The sequence below is a fragment of the Avibacterium paragallinarum genome (assembly GCF_900450705.1).
Lineage (GTDB): Bacteria > Pseudomonadota > Gammaproteobacteria > Enterobacterales > Pasteurellaceae > Avibacterium > Avibacterium paragallinarum.
In genome coordinates this window covers 1,725,969-1,741,780 of the sequence record NZ_UGHK01000002.1, presented here as the reverse complement: position 1 = coordinate 1,741,780, position 15,812 = coordinate 1,725,969, and the positions used below count along the sequence as shown (strand labels likewise).

Below are 15,812 nucleotides of genomic sequence, written 5' to 3'. Positions count from 1 at the left end.
GAATGCTCCCACAACAACACGCCACGCAGAAATTTAACGAAAAATACCACCGCACTTTTGATCTCTGCGTTTATGCACCAGGGCGAGTCAATATCATCGGTGAACATACCGATTACAATGACGGTTTTGTAATGCCCTGTGCTATTGATTATGGTACAGCTGTGTGTGGAGCGAAGCGTGATGATAGCCTTTTCCGTGTTTATGCGGCGGATCTTGATGCGTTTGACGAGTTTGATCTTGCCGATCCCATTGTGCCAAACCCCGCTCATAAATGGACGGGCTATGTGCGTGGCGTGGTGAAATTTATTCAAATGCAATGCCCAGAATTTCGTCAAGGGGCAGATCTTGTCATCAGCGGTAATGTACCACTTTCGGCGGGCTTAAGCTCTTCCGCCTCCCTTGAAGTGGCAGTAGGGAAATTTTGCCAACAGCTCGCCCAGCTTCCACTAACTGATACCCAGATCGCTTTAATCGGTCAGCAAGCGGAAAATCAATTTGTCGGGGCAAATTGTGGCAATATGGATCAGCTCATTTCTGCTTTAGGACAAAAAGATCATTTATTGATGATCGATTGTCGCACCCTTGAAACCCAACCGACCCCCGTGCCAGACAAGGTTGCAGTGATGATCATCAATTCAAAAGTAAAACACGATCTTGTGGCAGGGGAATACAACACCCGCCGCCAACAATGCGAACAAGCGGCAGCATTTTTTGGGGCAAAAGCCTTGCGTGATGTGTCGCTAGAACAATTCAAAAAAAGAGAGGAAGAACTGACCGCACTTGATCCTATTGTGGCGAAACGTGCCAGACACGTCATCACAGAAAATGCACGCGTGCTTGCTGCAGTGGAAGCGTTAAAACAGGGCGATCTGGCAGGGCTTGGAAAACTGATGGCACAATCTCACGAATCAATGCGAGAGGATTTTGAAATCACCGTGCCACAAATTGATTATTTGGTGGGATTGGCTCAACTTGCCATCGGCAATACAGGAGGGGCAAGAATGACTGGCGGCGGTTTCGGTGGCTGTGTTGTGGTGGTTGCCCCAACGGAAAAAGTCGAAGCGGTGCGAAGCATCATCGTTGAAAATTACGAAAAAACCACCGGCTTAAAAGAAGATTTCTATGTTTGCAAGGCTTCTGAGGGGGTAAGTCTATGTTAAGACAATATCAACAAGGACTTGCCCCTGATGGTGAACCCTTCCACTGTTTTAGGCTCACCAATCGCAATGGAATGTGTATCGACATTATGGATTGGGGGGCAACGTGGCTTTCTTGCCAAGTGCCAGTAAAGGCAACTTACAAGAAGTGCTACTGGGCTGTAAAGTGCAAGATTACCCCGAACAACAAGCCTATCTTGGCGTAACGGTGGGGCGTTATGCCAATCGCATTGCCAATAGTCGCTTTCGCATTAATGGAAAAACGGTTTATTTAAATGCCAATCAAGGGAAGCATCAACTTCACGGTGGTAATGGCTTTGACAAACGCCGTTGGCAGATTGAAAAGTGCGGTGATAATTTTGTACAATTTTTTCTTTTTTCCCCCGATGGCGATCAAGGATTTACGGGGAATTTACAAACTCGCGTAACTTATCGTTTAATGGAAAATAATACAGTTCGCATTGAATTTGATGCCCTATGTGATGAAGACACGCCACTAAACTTAACCAACCACGCCTATTTTAATTTGGATAATGCCACACAAGGCACGGATATTCGCCAACATTGGTTAAAAATCAACGCGGATCAGTTTTTGCCAGTGGATCAACAAGGCATTCCCAACGCACCGCTCAAAGCGGTGCAAAAAACCAGTTTTGATTTCCGCCAAGCGAAACGGATCGCTCAGGATTTCTTACAACAAGAGCAACACCTCACTCAGGGTTACGATCACGCTTTCTTACTCAACCGAACGCAAGCTTCACAATCGCAACCTTGTGCTGTGCTAACTTCCGCTAACCAGCAACTTTCCCTTGAGGTTTCCACCTCTCACCCTGCATTGCAGGTTTATACAGGAAATTTCCTCGCTGGCACGCCAAATCGCATTGGTGGTTGTTATCAGCATTATCAAGGCATCGCCCTTGAACCAGAATGTTTGCCCGACACCCCAAATCACCCAGAATGGTATTGCTATGGAGGCATTACTAAAGCTCATCAACCGTATAAACAGTGGATTAATTACAAATTTCAGTGTGTCCGCAAGAAATAACAAGTTAAAGTTAAACTGAAAAGATACCTATAGTGATATTAACTAGATATGAGTAGAGCATTATAATAATATGTGGAAAATTTTAACATCACGCCCAAAATCCGATTTTATTTATGAGAAGAATACAATGAAAACACAACGCAGCACAAAAAATTCTGTTTAGCGATAAGTGCATTGTCAATGTCTATTTTTAACTCAAACAGGAGTAAAATGGCAATTTAGCCAACATAACGATATCGTAGATAAAAGCCTAGCCGTGCAGTTAGGTTATTATTTTTAATTCATACTATGTCATTCTCAGCCATTCTTAATCAAGAATGGCTGTTTTTTTATAAATTAAGCTACGCTTTAAAACTAGTGAGTGATAAGTTAATAGCTCACTACTAATCCATATCCTTGTAAAATATGCTTTATATGCTCAAGAGATTCTTTTGTCGGGGGTTTAACATCTTCAAGTTCATATTTTTCCCCCATCGCTTCCCATTTATGTGCACCAAGGCGGTGGTAAGGAAGCAGTTCGACTTTTTCAATATTTTTCATATCTTGAATAAATTGCCCGAGCAAATGCACGTCTTCATCACTGTCCGTCCAGCCTGGTACAACAACGTAGCGAACCCAAACACGTTGATTGCGTTTTTGCAAATATCTGGCAAATTCAAGGGTACGTTTATTCGGTACGCCAATTAAATTTTGATGTACGCGATCATTTAATTCTTTCAAATCCAACAAAACAAGATCGGTAACCTCTAACAATTCATCAATGACTTCATCATAATGACGCACGAAACCGTTGGTATCTAAACAGGTGTTAATCCCCTCTTTTTTACAGGCACGAAACCAATCCCGCACAAATTCCGCTTGTAACACTGCCTCTCCGCCAGAAGCGGTAACCCCGCCGCCCGAGGCATTCATAAAATGGCGGTAAGACACCACTTCTTTCATTAAATCTTCTACAGAAATTTCTTTTCCGCCGTGTAAATCCCAAGTATCGCGGTTGTGGCAATACTTGCAACGCATCAGACAGCCCTGCAAGAAAAGAATAAAACGAATCCCCGGACCATCAACCGTCCCACAAGATTCATAAGAATGGTAGCGTGCTAAAACAGACATAATATTCCTTCGTTAGAGAAAATGTAAATTCGTTAATTTCTATTTAATGCTCTTGAGCATTTAGCTCGCCCTGCGAGAATTAAATAGAAATTAATCTGCCTATTGGGGAATAGGCAGATTGTTCATATTATCGCTTAATCTTGGTGAAAAAATTTATTTTCCATTCCACGCTTTAATCGCATCGTGGCGGATTTTGATACGGTTTTGGTAATCCCCTTTATAATAATCTTTGGCTAAACCGCCTTCCCAATCGCCATAGTTTGGATTTGGTAAGATGATGAATGTGTTACCAAATTGTTTTCTGTTTTGTTGTACAAAAGCACGACGTTCAGCATTCAATTTATGATAAGTGGCATCACCGAAATCATTCAGGTTATCCCCCACATAAAGTACGATGTCGTAGCCTAATTTTTCGATTTCAGCAAAACGTGCTGATTTATTTGATTTCTCTTTTTTCAAATAAAGCACATCTTCACTTGCACCTACAAAGCCAAGGGTTTTCAGGTCGTCAAGGGTTGCCGCTTTCTCTATGGCATCTTTGCGATTAGAAACATAGAAAACTTTACCGTTGTGGCTGTTTACATAGTTATTAAATTCAACTGCGCCCGGTACAGCCGCGGTCTGCCGTGCATTCACCCAACGTGTCCAGTCATCACCATTAAAACTGCGACCTGTTTGCACTTGCCAACCCGCATAAGCACTGTTGTCCATCATTGTTTCATCAAGATCCACTACAACCGCTTTCTTTTTACCTTTGGTAGCTTTCGCTTGGTCAAAGGCAATTTTTGCCATATTAAAGGCTTGATAGGCTAAGGCTTGATATTCACCAGATTGTTGTACCCAGTTTAAGCCTAGCACGGCTTGCTCTTGTAATTGCTGTTCAGCATGTTGTTGATTTGAGGTACAAGCTGTGAGTACAAAAAGAGCGGAAAGCGTCAATACGGCTAATTTGGATTTTGTGTGTTTCATAACACCTCCTGTTGAAAAGTGGAATAAGATAAAAAACTACCGCACTTATTATATGACAGATAAATTTAAGGGAACAATAGATTTCCTCTATGTTCCCTTAATTTCTTTTTATGCTACAACATAATTACATTGCTTGCGTGAAAGTACGCGTAATCACGTCTTGTTGTTGCTCTTTAGTTAAAGAGTTGAAACGCACGGCGTAACCAGAAACACGAATAGTTAATTGTGGGTATTTTTCTGGGTTTTCCATTGCATCTAACAACATTTCACGGTTCATTACGTTCACGTTTAAGTGTTGTCCGCCCTCAACCGTGGCTTCGTGGTGGAAGTAACCGTCCATTAAGCCTGCAAGGTTGCGTTTTTGTGCTTCATAATCTTTACCTAACGCATTTGGTACGATGGAGAAGGTGTAAGAAATCCCGTCTTTTGCGTAAGCAAATGGTAATTTTGCCACAGAAGTTAATGAAGCTACCGCACCTTTTTGATCGCGTCCGTGCATTGGGTTTGCACCTGGCCCGAATGGCGCACCAGCACGGCGACCATCTGGGGTGTTACCTGTTTTCTTACCATAAACCACATTAGAAGTAATAGTAAGTACAGATTGTGTTGGGGTTGCGTTACGATAGGTATTATGCGTTTGAATTTTCTTCATAAAGCGTTCAACTAGATCTACCGCTAAATCATCAACACGGCTGTCGTTGTTACCGAATTGTGGATATTCCCCTTCGATTTCAAAGTCGATAGCCACGTTAGATGCCACTACGTTGCCGTCTTTATCTTTGATGTCGCCACGAATTGGTTTCACTTTAGCGTATTTGATCGCAGCTAATGAGTCTGCCGCCACAGAAAGCCCTGCAATACCGCAAGCCATTGTGCGGAATACATCACGATCGTGGAATGCCATTAATGCCGCTTCATAGGCATATTTATCGTGCATAAAGTGAATGATGTTCAATGCAGTAACGTATTGGGTAGCAAGCCAATCCATAAAGCTGTCCATACGCGCCATTACGGTATCGAAATCTAACACTTCATCAGTAATTGGCGCTGATTTAGGCCCAACTTGCATCCCTGATTTTTCATCAATACCGCCATTGATTGCGTATAACAAGGTTTTTGCAAGGTTCGCACGCGCACCGAAGAATTGCATTTGTTTACCCACAACCATCGGGCTTACACAACAAGCGATCGCATAGTCATCACTGTTGAAGTCTGGACGCATTAAGTCATCGTTTTCGTATTGTACAGATGATGTATCAATAGATACTTTCGCACAATAACGTTTGAACGCTTCTGGTAACTGTTCAGACCAAAGAATGGTTAAGTTTGGCTCTGGTGAAGGCCCCATTGTGTAAAGGGTGTGTAAGATACGGAAGCTGTTTTTGGTTACTAATGTACGACCGTCTAAGCCCATACCCGCTAAGGTTTCAGTTGCCCACATTGGGTCGCCAGAGAATAATTGATCGTATTCTGGAGTACGCAAGAAACGCACCATACGCAATTTCATTACAAGGTGGTCTATTAATTCTTGTGCTTCTTGCTCGGTGATTTTGCCCGCTTTAAGATCACGTTCAATGTAAATATCTAAGAAAGTAGAAACACGACCGAAAGACATCGCCGCACCATTTTGTGATTTTACCGCTGCAAGATAAGCGAAATAAGTCCATTGTACCGCTTCTTGTGCGTTAGTTGCTGGGTTAGAAACATCAAAACCGTAAGAGGCTGCCATTTCTTTAATTTTACCCAATGCACGGTGTTGTTCAGCAATTTCTTCGCGTAATTGAATTGTCGCTTGAATATCTTCACCACGCTCTAATTTTTCTTGTAATGAATTAAATTGGTTGAATTTATCTTTCATTAAGAAATCTGCACCGTAAAGGGCTAAACGGCGATAATCCCCGATGATACGGCCACGGCCATAAGCATCTGGTAAACCTGTGATTACGCCTGATTTACGGCAACGTAAAATATCTGGGGTGTAAACATCAAATACCCCTTGGTTATGGGTTTTACGATATTCTGTAAAGATATGTTCAATTTCAGGTTTTAATTCGCGGCGATAAACTTGGCACGAACCTTTCACCATTTTGATCCCACCGTAAGGCATAATGGCACGTTTTAATGGTGCATCAGTTTGTAAGCCGACGATTTTTTCCAAGTCTTTTTCAATGTAACCTGGTTTGTGAGAAGTAATGGTTGATGGCGTATCTGTATCAATGTCATAAGGTTCGTGAGTTTTGTTCTCAACCTTAATTTTTTCCATTACATCATTCCATAATTTCGTGGTCGCTTCTGTTGCGCCAGCAAGGAATGATTCATCACCTTCATAAGGGGTGTAGTTTTTTTGAATAAAATCGCGTACGTTTACTTCGGTTTGCCAGTCACCTGGAGTAAAACCTTCCCACGCTTTTTTTTGCGCTTCTGTTAGTTGAGTCATTACTATTTTCCTTTAACGTAAATAAAATTTTAACTATGTAAAAACGGCGAAAAAACAACCGCTCTTACGCCAAACTAATGTGAATGTGGTCTGTTAGTAAACCACTGCATTAATGCAATACATACCCCGCCACCTACGATATTACCAAGCGTAACAGGAATAAGATTTTTTACGACAAAATGATAAACATCTAAATCAGCAAATTGTGCAGCATTTAGCCCAAGGGATTGCCAAAACTCGGCTGAACTGCAATGGGCTGTAATGATCCCAAGGGGAATCATAAACATATTCGCCACGCTATGCTCAAAGCCTGAAGAAACAAACAAGCCGATCGGTAAAATCATAATCAATGCTTTGTCTGTTAAGGTTTTTCCTGCATAGCTCATCCACACCGCAATGCACACCATAATGTTACATAAAATGCCTAAGCTAAAGGCTTCAAACCAGCTATGATGAATTTTGTGCTGTGCGGTTTTTAAAATGGTCAAGCCCCATTGTCCATTCACCGCCATTGTTTGCCCTGCAAACCAAATTAAGCCCGCAATGATGATCGCGCCCACAAAATTGCCTGCATAAACGGCAACCCAGTTGCGTAACATTTGAATGGTATGAATTCGTTGACCTACGCGTGCCACCAACGTCATTGTTGATGAAGTGAATAATTCAGAACCACAGACAACCACCATAATCACGCCCACAGAGAATACTAAACCGCCAACCAGTTTAGCCAATCCCCAAGACACATTCGCTAGCCCTGTTTGCGTGGTGGTATAAAAGACAAAAGCAAGTGCAATAAACGCCCCTGCTGAAATTGCGGAAAGAAAAGAATAGAATTGATTTTTCGTTGCTTTATATGTACCGACATCTTCGGCAAATTGAGCCATTTCTGTTGGCGTTGCCATAAGGCGGATTGAATCGTCTTTTTTCATTATTCACCCTAAGGAAATTAACTGGCTTTATTCTAAGGGATAAAAATCCAACTTTAAACTAAAAAAAAGTTTATTTTTTATAAAATTTGTTCAAGATCAATCTTTGTAACAGAGAAGTAATATATTGAAATAAAAAAGAACTTTTTGTTAGCATAAATTTAACAAAAATAATCTGAATTGCTATTTTTTCCCTTTTCTGATAAAACTAACCGCACTTTATTGAATGGAAAAATAAGTTGCTGTTTATCACAAAAGTCCTTGTGCTAAACTCTCATTTTTCCGTTGTCATTCCCTTGAAAACGAAGGATTATCCTATGGCAGAAGAAACCATTTTCAGCAAAATTATTCGTAAAGAAATCCCCGCTACTATTGTTTACCAAGATGAACTGGTTACCGCATTTCGTGATATTTCACCGCAAGCCCCTACGCATATTTTGATTATTCCGAATAAACTGATCCCAACCGTGAATGAGGTTACCGAACAAGATGAGGTGGCATTAGGGCGTTTATTTACTGTGGCGGCTAAGCTGGCTGAGCAAGAAGGAATTGCTCAAGATGGCTATCGCTTAATCGTAAACTGCAACAAACACGGTGGACAAGAAGTGTATCATTTACATATGCACTTACTTGGTGGTGAAGCTTTAGGAAAAATGTTGGCAAAATAATGAAAAAACTGTTTTTTCTGTGCGGATTAAGCCTATTTCTTGCGGCTTGTAGTTCCACACCTTCGCAAAATATTGTGAGCGAAAATGAGCCTATTTTAAATGTAGAGGCCAATCTCGCGCCGTTGATTGAAACAAAATTACGCCACAACAATGTTTGGTTGAAAAACAAAAGTCAGCAGCAGCTTGATGTGGCTTATTATTTCTTTTGGTATGACAAAAATGGCGTAACCCAAGGGGAAGAGCCGAATTTAAACGCACCTTCTAGTTTGCTGCTGCAACCAAGCCAACAAACCAACTTAACGCCTGTTCCGCCAACAGAACAAAGCGTCAATTACCGTTTATATCTTCGTTTGAATAAATTGCAATAAGGATTTCAATGTCAGCCTTACTTATCGATCTTACTGGACAAGACGTTAGCCAAGAAGAATTAGAATTGCTTGCACACCCCTTAGTCGCTGGCGTGATTTTATTTACCCGCAACTTTTATGATCGTGAGCAAATTCAACATCTTATCGCCACTTTACGCCACAAGGTCAAGAAACCGCTGCTTATTACGGTGGATCAAGAAGGCGGGCGGGTACAACGCTTTCGTGAGGGGTTTACCCAACTGCCCGCAATGCAAAGTTTCGCACAGCTTATCCGCGATCCCGCTGAACAAAAAGCAATGGCATTAGAAGCGGGCTGGCAAATGGCTGCAGAAATGACCGCACTTGATATTGATTTAAGCTTTGCTCCAGTGTTGGATTTAGGTCATCAATGCCGTGCCATTGGCGATCGTAGTTTCCACGATGAAGCAGAGCAAACTGTTGAACTGGCTCGCCAATTTATTCTTGGAATGCGTGAGGCAGGAATGGCAAGCACGGGCAAACATTTCCCTGGACACGGACGGGTTTTGGCTGATTCTCATCTTGAAACCCCTTATGATGAACGCCCCAAAGCCGATATTTTCACGCAAGATATTGTGCCGTTTCAGCGTTTAATCGCGGAAAATTATCTTAATGCGGTAATGCCCGCACACGTCATTTATACGCAATGTGATCCGCAACCTGCAAGCGGATCAAGCTATTGGTTACAACAGGTGTTACGCCAACAACTCGGCTTTCAAGGGGCGATTTTCTCTGATGATTTGGGAATGAAAGGTGCGGGTTTTATGGGCGATTTTGTCGCGCGTTGTCAGCAATCCCTTAATGCGGGCTGTGATTTATTATTGCTTTGTAATGAGCGTGAGGGCGTGCTCCAAGTGCTAGATCATTTCCAACCGCAAGAATCCCCTGAGCAATATGCCCTTCGCCAACAACGTTTGCAACGCCTGTTTAAGCGTAGCAAGTCTGATTGGCAACGCCTTGAACGCTCAAGCCGTTGGCAAAAAAATCAGCAAAAACTGACCGCACTTCAACAAACTTGGCTAGCGAGTAACGCGTAATGTCAGCCCAACCTTTTTGCCCACATTTTAGCCAAAATCAGTGCCGTTCTTGCCAGTGGTTAGAAATGCCCTATGCTGAGCAATTAGAGGCGAAAAAAGCCCATTTAATTCAGCAACTTAACGGGCTGAATTTAGAAAAATTGGAATGGCAACCACCCTACACATCGGCGTTACAACATTTTCGTAATAAAGCCAAAATGGTAGTAAGTGGTTCGGTGGAACGCCCAATTTTAGGCATTCTTCGTGATCCTGATGATCCACAAAGTGCGGTGGATTTATCAGACTGCTTTCTGTACCCACCCCATTTTGGCGAGATTTTTACCGAATTGAAGCGATTTATCGGGCGTGCGGGGCTTGTGCCTTACAACATCGCCAAACGCAAAGGCGAGTTAAAGTATATTTTGCTCACGGAAAGCCAAAGTAACGGCACATTAATGTTACGTTTTGTGTTGCGTTCCAGCGTAAAATTACCGCTGATTGAGCGAGAATTGCCACAATTATTAGCCAGATTACCAAAAATTAAGGTAGTGAGCCTGAATATTCAGCCTAAACACGCGGCGATTTTAGAGGGCGAAGAGGAAATTTTCCTCACTGAGCAAAAACAGCTCGCCGAAAATTTTAATCAAATTCCGTTATTTATCCGTCCGCAAGGCTTTTTCCAAACGAATCCCAAAGTGGCAGAAGCCTTATACGGCACAGCTCAGCAATAGATCAAGGATCTCCCGATTGAAAAAATTTGGGATCTCTTTTGTGGCGTGGGTGGCTTTGGTTTGCATTGTGCAAAAATCTTGCAAGAGCAAGGAAAGAGTGTCGCCTTAACGGGCATTGAAATCTCCCCCTCCGCCATTGCCTGTGCCACGCTATCCGCCGAAAAATTAGGCTTACCTCAAATCATATTTAAATCTTTAGATGCGGCGAATTTCGCTCTCGCTCAAGAGGAAAAGCCCGATTTACTGATTGTCAATCCACCCCGTCGTGGCATTGGTAAAGCCCTCACCCAATTTCTCAACCAATTACAACCGCACTTTATTTTGTATTCCAGTTGCAACGCGGAATCAATGGGGCGTGATTTAACAGAGCTTCACCACTACCAAGCGGAAAAAATCCAGCTTTTTGATATGTTCCCGCATACTTCGCATTATGAGGTTTTAACCTTGCTCAAGCTCACTTCAAGCTCACTTAATGATGTTTTTGATATTTCCAATAACCAAAAATTAAGATGCTGAGTAACAGATAAATAACCGCATTGAGATCATAGCTTTTTGTCGACCAATAATAATGGATTGCGGCGAAAACAAGTGCAAAATAGCTAACTTGATGAATAAGCAAGGTTTTTTTCCGTAATTGTTGGCGGATAGCAGGGATCATCACCCCTGCGGCAAGACAAAATAAGAAAAATGCACTCGCCCCGAATAATAAATAAGGGCGGGTAGCCAGTTCGTTAAAAAATAAACCCACATCAAAGCCAAGTTCAAGATATAAATACGCTAAAATATGCAGAAATGCCCAAGTGATCGCCCATAATCCTAAAGGCTGATGTAACCAACGGAGCGAATTGGCATTCGTCCATTGGGTAATCAGCCGAAAAATGAAGAGCACAAGAAAGAAACTGAGCGATAACCAGCCTAAGAAATGGATCATTTCTTTTACGGGATCAGCACCAAAATAAGCCCCATTATTTATGCGGATCTCATAAATCAGCCATAAAAATGGGCAGAATGCACTGAAATGTACGGCGAAACGAAGCATTTTCATTAGTAATTTACCCTGAGATCTAAGCCACTATACAGCGAAGCGACTTCATCATAGCCATTGAATAATAAGGTGGGTTGGCGTTTGTTATCAAATAAACCACCGCTACCGATAACGCGTTCACTGGCTTGCGACCAACGAGGGTGAGCAACATCGGGGTTTACATTGGCATAAAAACCATATTCCTGCGGGGCTAGTTTGTGCCACGTCGTTAAAGGACGTGTTTCGCTAAGGTGAATTTTCACAATGGATTTAATACTTTTGAAGCCATATTTCCACGGCACAACAAGACGGATTGGCGCACCATTTTGCGGTGAAAGTGTTTTCCCATATAGCCCAACGGAAAGTAATGTTAGCGGGTGCATTGCTTCGGCGAGGGTTAAGCCCTCCACATAAGGATACGCAATACCGCCACCGAAAAAATAATTTTTTTGCCCCGGCATTTGTTCAGGGTCATAAAGGGTTTCAAACACGACATATTTTGCTCGGCTGGTAGGCTTCACTTCCTTGAGAAGTGCATTTAATTCAAAGCCAATCCAAGGAATAACCATTGACCACGCCTCTACACAACGAAAGCGATAGATCCGCTCTTGTAGCGGGTAACGCTTATAAAGGTCATCTAAATCCAAGGTTAAAGGATTCTCCACTTCCCCCGTAATTTCCACCTTCCAAGGATCCGTTTTAAAATGCTTGGCATATTGTGCGGGCGAGCCTTTATCCACGCCAAATTCATAAAAATTGTTGTAGCCAAGCACCTTATTCTCTGGGGTAGTATTGAGATCCGTTTGCGTGTTTGGTGTGAAATGCAATGCTTTGCGACTGTCAGAGGTTTCTTCGGCGTGGCTAAGGTGTGGCAACAAGGCACTACCTCCCACCACACTCATTCCAATGAGAAATTTTCTACGGTTGAGAAAAATATCTTCGGGAGTAATGTCATTCTCAGTTAAAATGCGTTTTCTCATTTTCGGTGACCTCTTTTATTTGTTGGAAAAATAAATAATGATTTTATTGGTAGACAACTTTTTTTGGCAATAGTTGTGAAAATAAAAGAGGTCCGATGATCTTGCTATTGTTTTCTCACGTTCAGTTAGGAGAAGCTAATACGGAACAACACCAAATCATTTTGGAATAGAACAACTATGCTATTACTACATTGCCTCAGTACTGAATAATGAAATATATAGACATTATTTACATTCCAATAATAACACAAGGAGTAATTGCTTTTACTTTTGATAGTACTGCTTGAGCCTCATCCCTATTGCCAACAGGACCAACCATAACTCTATTCCAATTATCTGTACTATTAATTCGTGCATTCAACCCTGACATAATTAAATTAGCTTGAATGTTTTCGGCTTGTTGTCGGCTTTTGAACGCACCACATTGCAAACCAAATTTTTTTTCATTTGAAGAAGCTTTATTCGCTAAAGAATTAGTCTGCATATTATCTGCGACATCAACTGCCCTAACTTTAGTTTGTTCTTCTATTTGTTTTAAATGGTTAGCTTTTTGTTCCTTTTCCATCTCTAGTAATACTTTTTTTTGCTCAGCAGTCAAACGCATATTTTTTTCTAAAGATTTGGGATCATTATCAATTGGCACTGTCCGTGTTTCCAAGGCTTTAATATAACTCCATACTTCTTCTGGAGGGCTTGGTAAAACGCTTTTAGGCGTTTTTTTCTCTTGTGGGATCACCACTGGAGCGATTTCCGTTGATTTTTCTTTCAAGAAATAAAGCCCGCCTGCAAACAAGGCAATGATAACTAACACCGCGGTTAAAATCAGCGGTGTATTGTTTTTTTTCTTCTTCGCTTTCCCCGTACGGCGAGTTGCATAATCTCGTTGAGCCACAATCGAAAATCCTATTAGTTAAAAGTGCGGTGTGAATGTTGAGCGTTTTTTCAATCGTTACGCGTAACAGCACACTGACTTTACGCCCCTTTTGCTTTCATTCGATTGCTAAACCGCCTCGCCATCGCACCGCATTAAACAGTAAAAATTGCCCCAATTCTACTGAAAAATCCTTGAATTGGCTAGTAATTAGGTTAAATCAAGGGGATCGACATCTAAAATCCAGCGAACTTGGTGGGATTTTTGCGGCATATTGGCTTGGAATTGGCTTAATGCCTGATGTAACACCGCTCTTGATGAGTGTTGCACCAATAATTGCCAACGATACGCCCCTGCCTTTTTGCTGAATGGGGCAGGCATTGGACCATAAATTTGCAAGCCCTCAATGGATAAATGCTGTAATGTCGCGGCGATCTGTTGCAAAAACTGCTCTGCTTGCTCCGAATGACGGCTTTGTGTGCAAAATAACGCCTGCGAGCTGTACGGTGGCAACCCCATTTGTTCGCGTAAATGCAAGGCTTGCTGAGCAAACTCGCCATAGCCTTCTTTCAATAATGAGCGTAATAAAGGGTGATCGGGATAATGGGTTTGTAGCACCACTTGCCCGTGTTTTTCGCTTCGCCCCGCACGCCCTGCCACTTGTACATAAAGCTGAGCAAGCCGTTCTTCCGCACGAAAATCTAACGAAAATAAGGCATTATCTACATTCAAAAGCCCTACGAGGGTAACATTGGGGAAATGATGTCCTTTCGCCAGCATTTGCGTGCCGATGAGAATTTGGCTTTTTCCTTGTTGAATATCTTGCAAATGCTTCTCCAATGTGCCTTTACGAGCGGTGCTATCGCGATCGATTCTTGTAACCACATAATCAGGAAAACGCTGTTTGAGAGTGTCTTCAAGCTGTTCCGTGCCAAGCCCTGTGGTCATCAAATGGGTTGAGCCACAATGCCCGCATTGCATTGGGATCGGCTTTTGTGAACTGCAATGATGGCAACGCAACACCCGCTGATGTTGATGATAAGTATAGGGCTTTTCACAATGCTGGCAGGTCGCGATCCAACCGCATTCGTGGCAAAACAAAACGGGGGCAAAGCCACGCCGATTAAGGAATAACAGCACTTGATTGCCCTGTTGCAAATGTTCTTGCATTTTATTTGCCAAGGCATCAGACAGCCCATTTTGAATCCGCTGATGTTTCAAATCAATGACAAATTGTTGAAGTGCGGTGCTATTTCCTGCCCGTTTTTGCAAAATAAGGTGCTGATATTTGCCCAGCTTCACATTATTCAGGCTTTCCAAACTTGGCGTTGCCGATCCCAATAAAATCGGAATATTCAGCAATTTGGCATACACCACTGCCAGATCCCTCGCGTGATAACGCCAGCCTTCTTGTTGTTTGAATGAACCGTCGTGTTCCTCATCGATCACGAGCAAACCCAAATTGGAAAATTGGGTGAACAACGCCGATCTTGTGCCGATCACCACCGCACTTTGCCCCGATTTCGCTCGCTGCCACGCACGCAACCGCTGAGTATCGTTCAAATTGGAGTGAAGCACATCAATTTCCACATTGAAGCGTGCTTGAAAACGTTGTACCGTTTGCGGCGTTAAGCCAATTTCAGGCACAAGTACCAGCACTTGCTGCCCCTTTTTCAAGGTTTCTTCAATGGTTTGTAAATAGATTTCCGTTTTGCCCGATCCCGTAACCCCATCAATCAACCACACGGCAAAACCTTGATGAAACAAAATTCGACCCAGTGCGAGGGCTTGCTCTTTGTTTAGGCGGTGTTTGTTTTCTTCATTGACGATCGGCTGTTCAAGGGCTTGCCAAGGACGAATAAGGTTAGCTTGCTCGTATTCCTCCACATAGCCCTTTTCCTTGAGGCTATGCCAAATGTTAGAAGCAAACGGCGTTTGCCCTTTTTCCTGCGAGGATTGAGCGAGCAACTGCAAGGCTTCTTGTTGTTTTTTCGCCCGTTTCAGCAAATTCTCCCGCAATGCCTGCTCCCCCTGCGGGGTAATGCGTAAAAAAGTGCGGTCATTTTCCACCGCACTTTCTCCCTGTCGCAATTTCACTGGCAAGGCTTGAAATAACGCCTCACCCAGTGGGGCTTGATAATAATTCGCTGCCCAATGGATCAACTGCCACAGGGGTTCATTAAAGAGATTTTCTTCATCTAGCACTTGGCAAATGGGTTTGAGCTGTTCAGAGGCGACCTCACTTTGTGCGGGGAAATCCACCACAATGCCAACCCGTTGTTGTCGTCCAAAAGGCACAAGCACCCGCCCACCACGCACGGGTTGCATCTCTTCGGGGAGTAAATAATCAAAAAATTGAAACAACGGCACTGCCAATGCGACACGGACAAGATTCATTAATTGCTAAGCCTTTATTCGTTTTCTTGTGGCTATTATAGCGAAATTCTCACGCCCCTTGAATATTCCTTTTTTTTCGGTATAATTCGCGGCTT

At 42.7% G+C, this 15,812-nt stretch carries 12 protein-coding genes and 2 pseudogenes; 6 read left to right on the top strand and 8 right to left on the bottom strand.

The genetic code is table 11. The features are described from left to right. The first annotated feature begins 2 nt into the window (after window positions 1-2). Both galK and galM read left to right on the top strand, forming a co-directional pair. Window positions 3-1,160, top strand: coding sequence for a galactokinase (gene galK, locus DXZ23_RS13530; RefSeq protein WP_021723908.1), 1,158 nt, complete (start codon window positions 3-5; stop codon window positions 1,158-1,160). Then, a pseudogene (gene galM, locus DXZ23_RS13525) lies at window positions 1,154-2,202 on the top strand (galactose-1-epimerase). The gene galK and the pseudogene galM overlap by 7 nt, the downstream one beginning before the upstream one ends. A gap of 369 nt (window positions 2,203-2,571) precedes the next feature. Here galM and pflA read toward each other — a convergent pair. The 4 genes from pflA to focA all read right to left on the bottom strand — a co-directional run bounded on the left by pflA (window position 2,572) and on the right by focA (window position 7,647). Next, window positions 2,572-3,312, bottom strand: a complete 741-nt coding sequence (gene pflA / locus DXZ23_RS13520; RefSeq protein ID WP_017805108.1) for a pyruvate formate lyase 1-activating protein — start codon at window positions 3,310-3,312, stop codon at window positions 2,572-2,574. Window positions 3,313-3,465: 153 nt separating this feature from the next. Next, window positions 3,466-4,281 carry a 5'-nucleotidase, lipoprotein e(P4) family gene (locus DXZ23_RS13515; protein WP_017805109.1) on the bottom strand — a complete coding sequence of 272 codons (816 nt, stop codon included), beginning with the start codon at window positions 4,279-4,281 and terminating at the stop codon, window positions 3,466-3,468. A 124-nt stretch (window positions 4,282-4,405) separates the two neighbouring features. Next, entirely contained in the window at window positions 4,406-6,718 is a 2,313-nt protein-coding gene (gene pflB / locus DXZ23_RS13510) for a formate C-acetyltransferase (protein ID WP_021723904.1), read from the bottom strand. 74 nt (window positions 6,719-6,792) lie between these two features. After that, entirely contained in the window at window positions 6,793-7,647 is an 855-nt protein-coding gene (gene focA, locus DXZ23_RS13505) for a formate transporter FocA (RefSeq protein WP_017805111.1), read from the bottom strand. Between the two features lie 314 nt (window positions 7,648-7,961). Here focA and hinT point away from each other — a divergent pair, with 314 nt between their 5' ends. The 4 genes and pseudogenes from hinT to rlmC all read left to right on the top strand — a co-directional run bounded on the left by hinT (window position 7,962) and on the right by rlmC (window position 10,961). Beyond that, the gene (gene hinT / locus DXZ23_RS13500; RefSeq protein WP_017805112.1) at window positions 7,962-8,312 is read left to right on the top strand and encodes a purine nucleoside phosphoramidase; all 351 of its coding nucleotides are present in this window, start codon (window positions 7,962-7,964) and stop codon (window positions 8,310-8,312) included. After that, window positions 8,312-8,680 (top strand): YcfL family putative periplasmic lipoprotein, encoded by a 369-nt coding sequence (locus DXZ23_RS13495; protein ID WP_017805113.1) that lies wholly within the window; start codon window positions 8,312-8,314, stop codon window positions 8,678-8,680. The genes hinT and DXZ23_RS13495 overlap by 1 nt, the downstream gene beginning before the upstream one ends. 8 nt (window positions 8,681-8,688) lie before the next feature. Then, on the top strand, window positions 8,689-9,735 hold the full coding sequence (gene nagZ, locus DXZ23_RS13490; RefSeq protein WP_017805114.1) for a beta-N-acetylhexosaminidase: 1,047 nt from the start codon (window positions 8,689-8,691) through the stop codon (window positions 9,733-9,735). Then, window positions 9,735-10,961, top strand: a pseudogene (gene rlmC, locus DXZ23_RS13485) (23S rRNA (uracil(747)-C(5))-methyltransferase RlmC). The gene nagZ and the pseudogene rlmC overlap by 1 nt, the downstream one beginning before the upstream one ends. Here the strand turns inward: rlmC and DXZ23_RS13480 are convergent. The 4 genes from DXZ23_RS13480 to priA all read right to left on the bottom strand — a co-directional run bounded on the left by DXZ23_RS13480 (window position 10,915) and on the right by priA (window position 15,717). Continuing rightward, window positions 10,915-11,490, bottom strand: a complete 576-nt coding sequence (locus DXZ23_RS13480; RefSeq protein WP_017805117.1) for a protein-methionine-sulfoxide reductase heme-binding subunit MsrQ — start codon at window positions 11,488-11,490, stop codon at window positions 10,915-10,917. The pseudogene rlmC and the gene DXZ23_RS13480 sit on opposite strands and share 47 nt — an antisense overlap. Then, complete coding sequence (gene msrP / locus DXZ23_RS13475; protein ID WP_017805118.1) at window positions 11,490-12,449, bottom strand: protein-methionine-sulfoxide reductase catalytic subunit MsrP; 960 nt, start codon at window positions 12,447-12,449, stop codon at window positions 11,490-11,492. The genes DXZ23_RS13480 and msrP overlap by 1 nt, the downstream gene beginning before the upstream one ends. A gap of 229 nt (window positions 12,450-12,678) precedes the next feature. After that, the gene (locus DXZ23_RS13470; RefSeq protein WP_017805119.1) at window positions 12,679-13,341 is read right to left on the bottom strand and encodes an SPOR domain-containing protein; all 663 of its coding nucleotides are present in this window, start codon (window positions 13,339-13,341) and stop codon (window positions 12,679-12,681) included. A 189-nt stretch (window positions 13,342-13,530) separates the two neighbouring features. Next, window positions 13,531-15,717, bottom strand: a complete 2,187-nt coding sequence (priA, locus tag DXZ23_RS13465) for a primosomal protein N' (RefSeq protein WP_017805120.1) — start codon at window positions 15,715-15,717, stop codon at window positions 13,531-13,533. Window positions 15,718-15,812 lie beyond the last annotated feature (95 nt).

Excerpts from the sequence above, each read along its gene's own strand:
- DXZ23_RS13515 (WP_017805109.1), bottom strand. The coding sequence starts at position 4,281 with ATGAAACACACAAAATCCAAATTAGCCGTATTGACGCTTTCCGCTCTT.
- DXZ23_RS13495 (WP_017805113.1), top strand. The coding sequence starts at position 8,312 with ATGAAAAAACTGTTTTTTCTGTGCGGATTAAGCCTATTTCTTGCGGCT.
- nagZ (WP_017805114.1), top strand. The coding sequence starts at position 8,689 with ATGTCAGCCTTACTTATCGATCTTACTGGACAAGACGTTAGCCAAGAA.
- galK (WP_021723908.1), top strand. The coding sequence starts at position 3 with ATGCTCCCACAACAACACGCCACGCAGAAATTTAACGAAAAATACCAC.
- priA (WP_017805120.1), bottom strand. The coding sequence starts at position 15,717 with ATGAATCTTGTCCGTGTCGCATTGGCAGTGCCGTTGTTTCAATTTTTT.
- focA (WP_017805111.1), bottom strand. The coding sequence starts at position 7,647 with ATGAAAAAAGACGATTCAATCCGCCTTATGGCAACGCCAACAGAAATG.
- DXZ23_RS13480 (WP_017805117.1), bottom strand. The coding sequence starts at position 11,490 with ATGAAAATGCTTCGTTTCGCCGTACATTTCAGTGCATTCTGCCCATTT.
- hinT (WP_017805112.1), top strand. The coding sequence starts at position 7,962 with ATGGCAGAAGAAACCATTTTCAGCAAAATTATTCGTAAAGAAATCCCC.
- pflA (WP_017805108.1), bottom strand. The coding sequence starts at position 3,312 with ATGTCTGTTTTAGCACGCTACCATTCTTATGAATCTTGTGGGACGGTT.
- pflB (WP_021723904.1), bottom strand. The coding sequence starts at position 6,718 with ATGACTCAACTAACAGAAGCGCAAAAAAAAGCGTGGGAAGGTTTTACT.
- msrP (WP_017805118.1), bottom strand. The coding sequence starts at position 12,449 with ATGAGAAAACGCATTTTAACTGAGAATGACATTACTCCCGAAGATATT.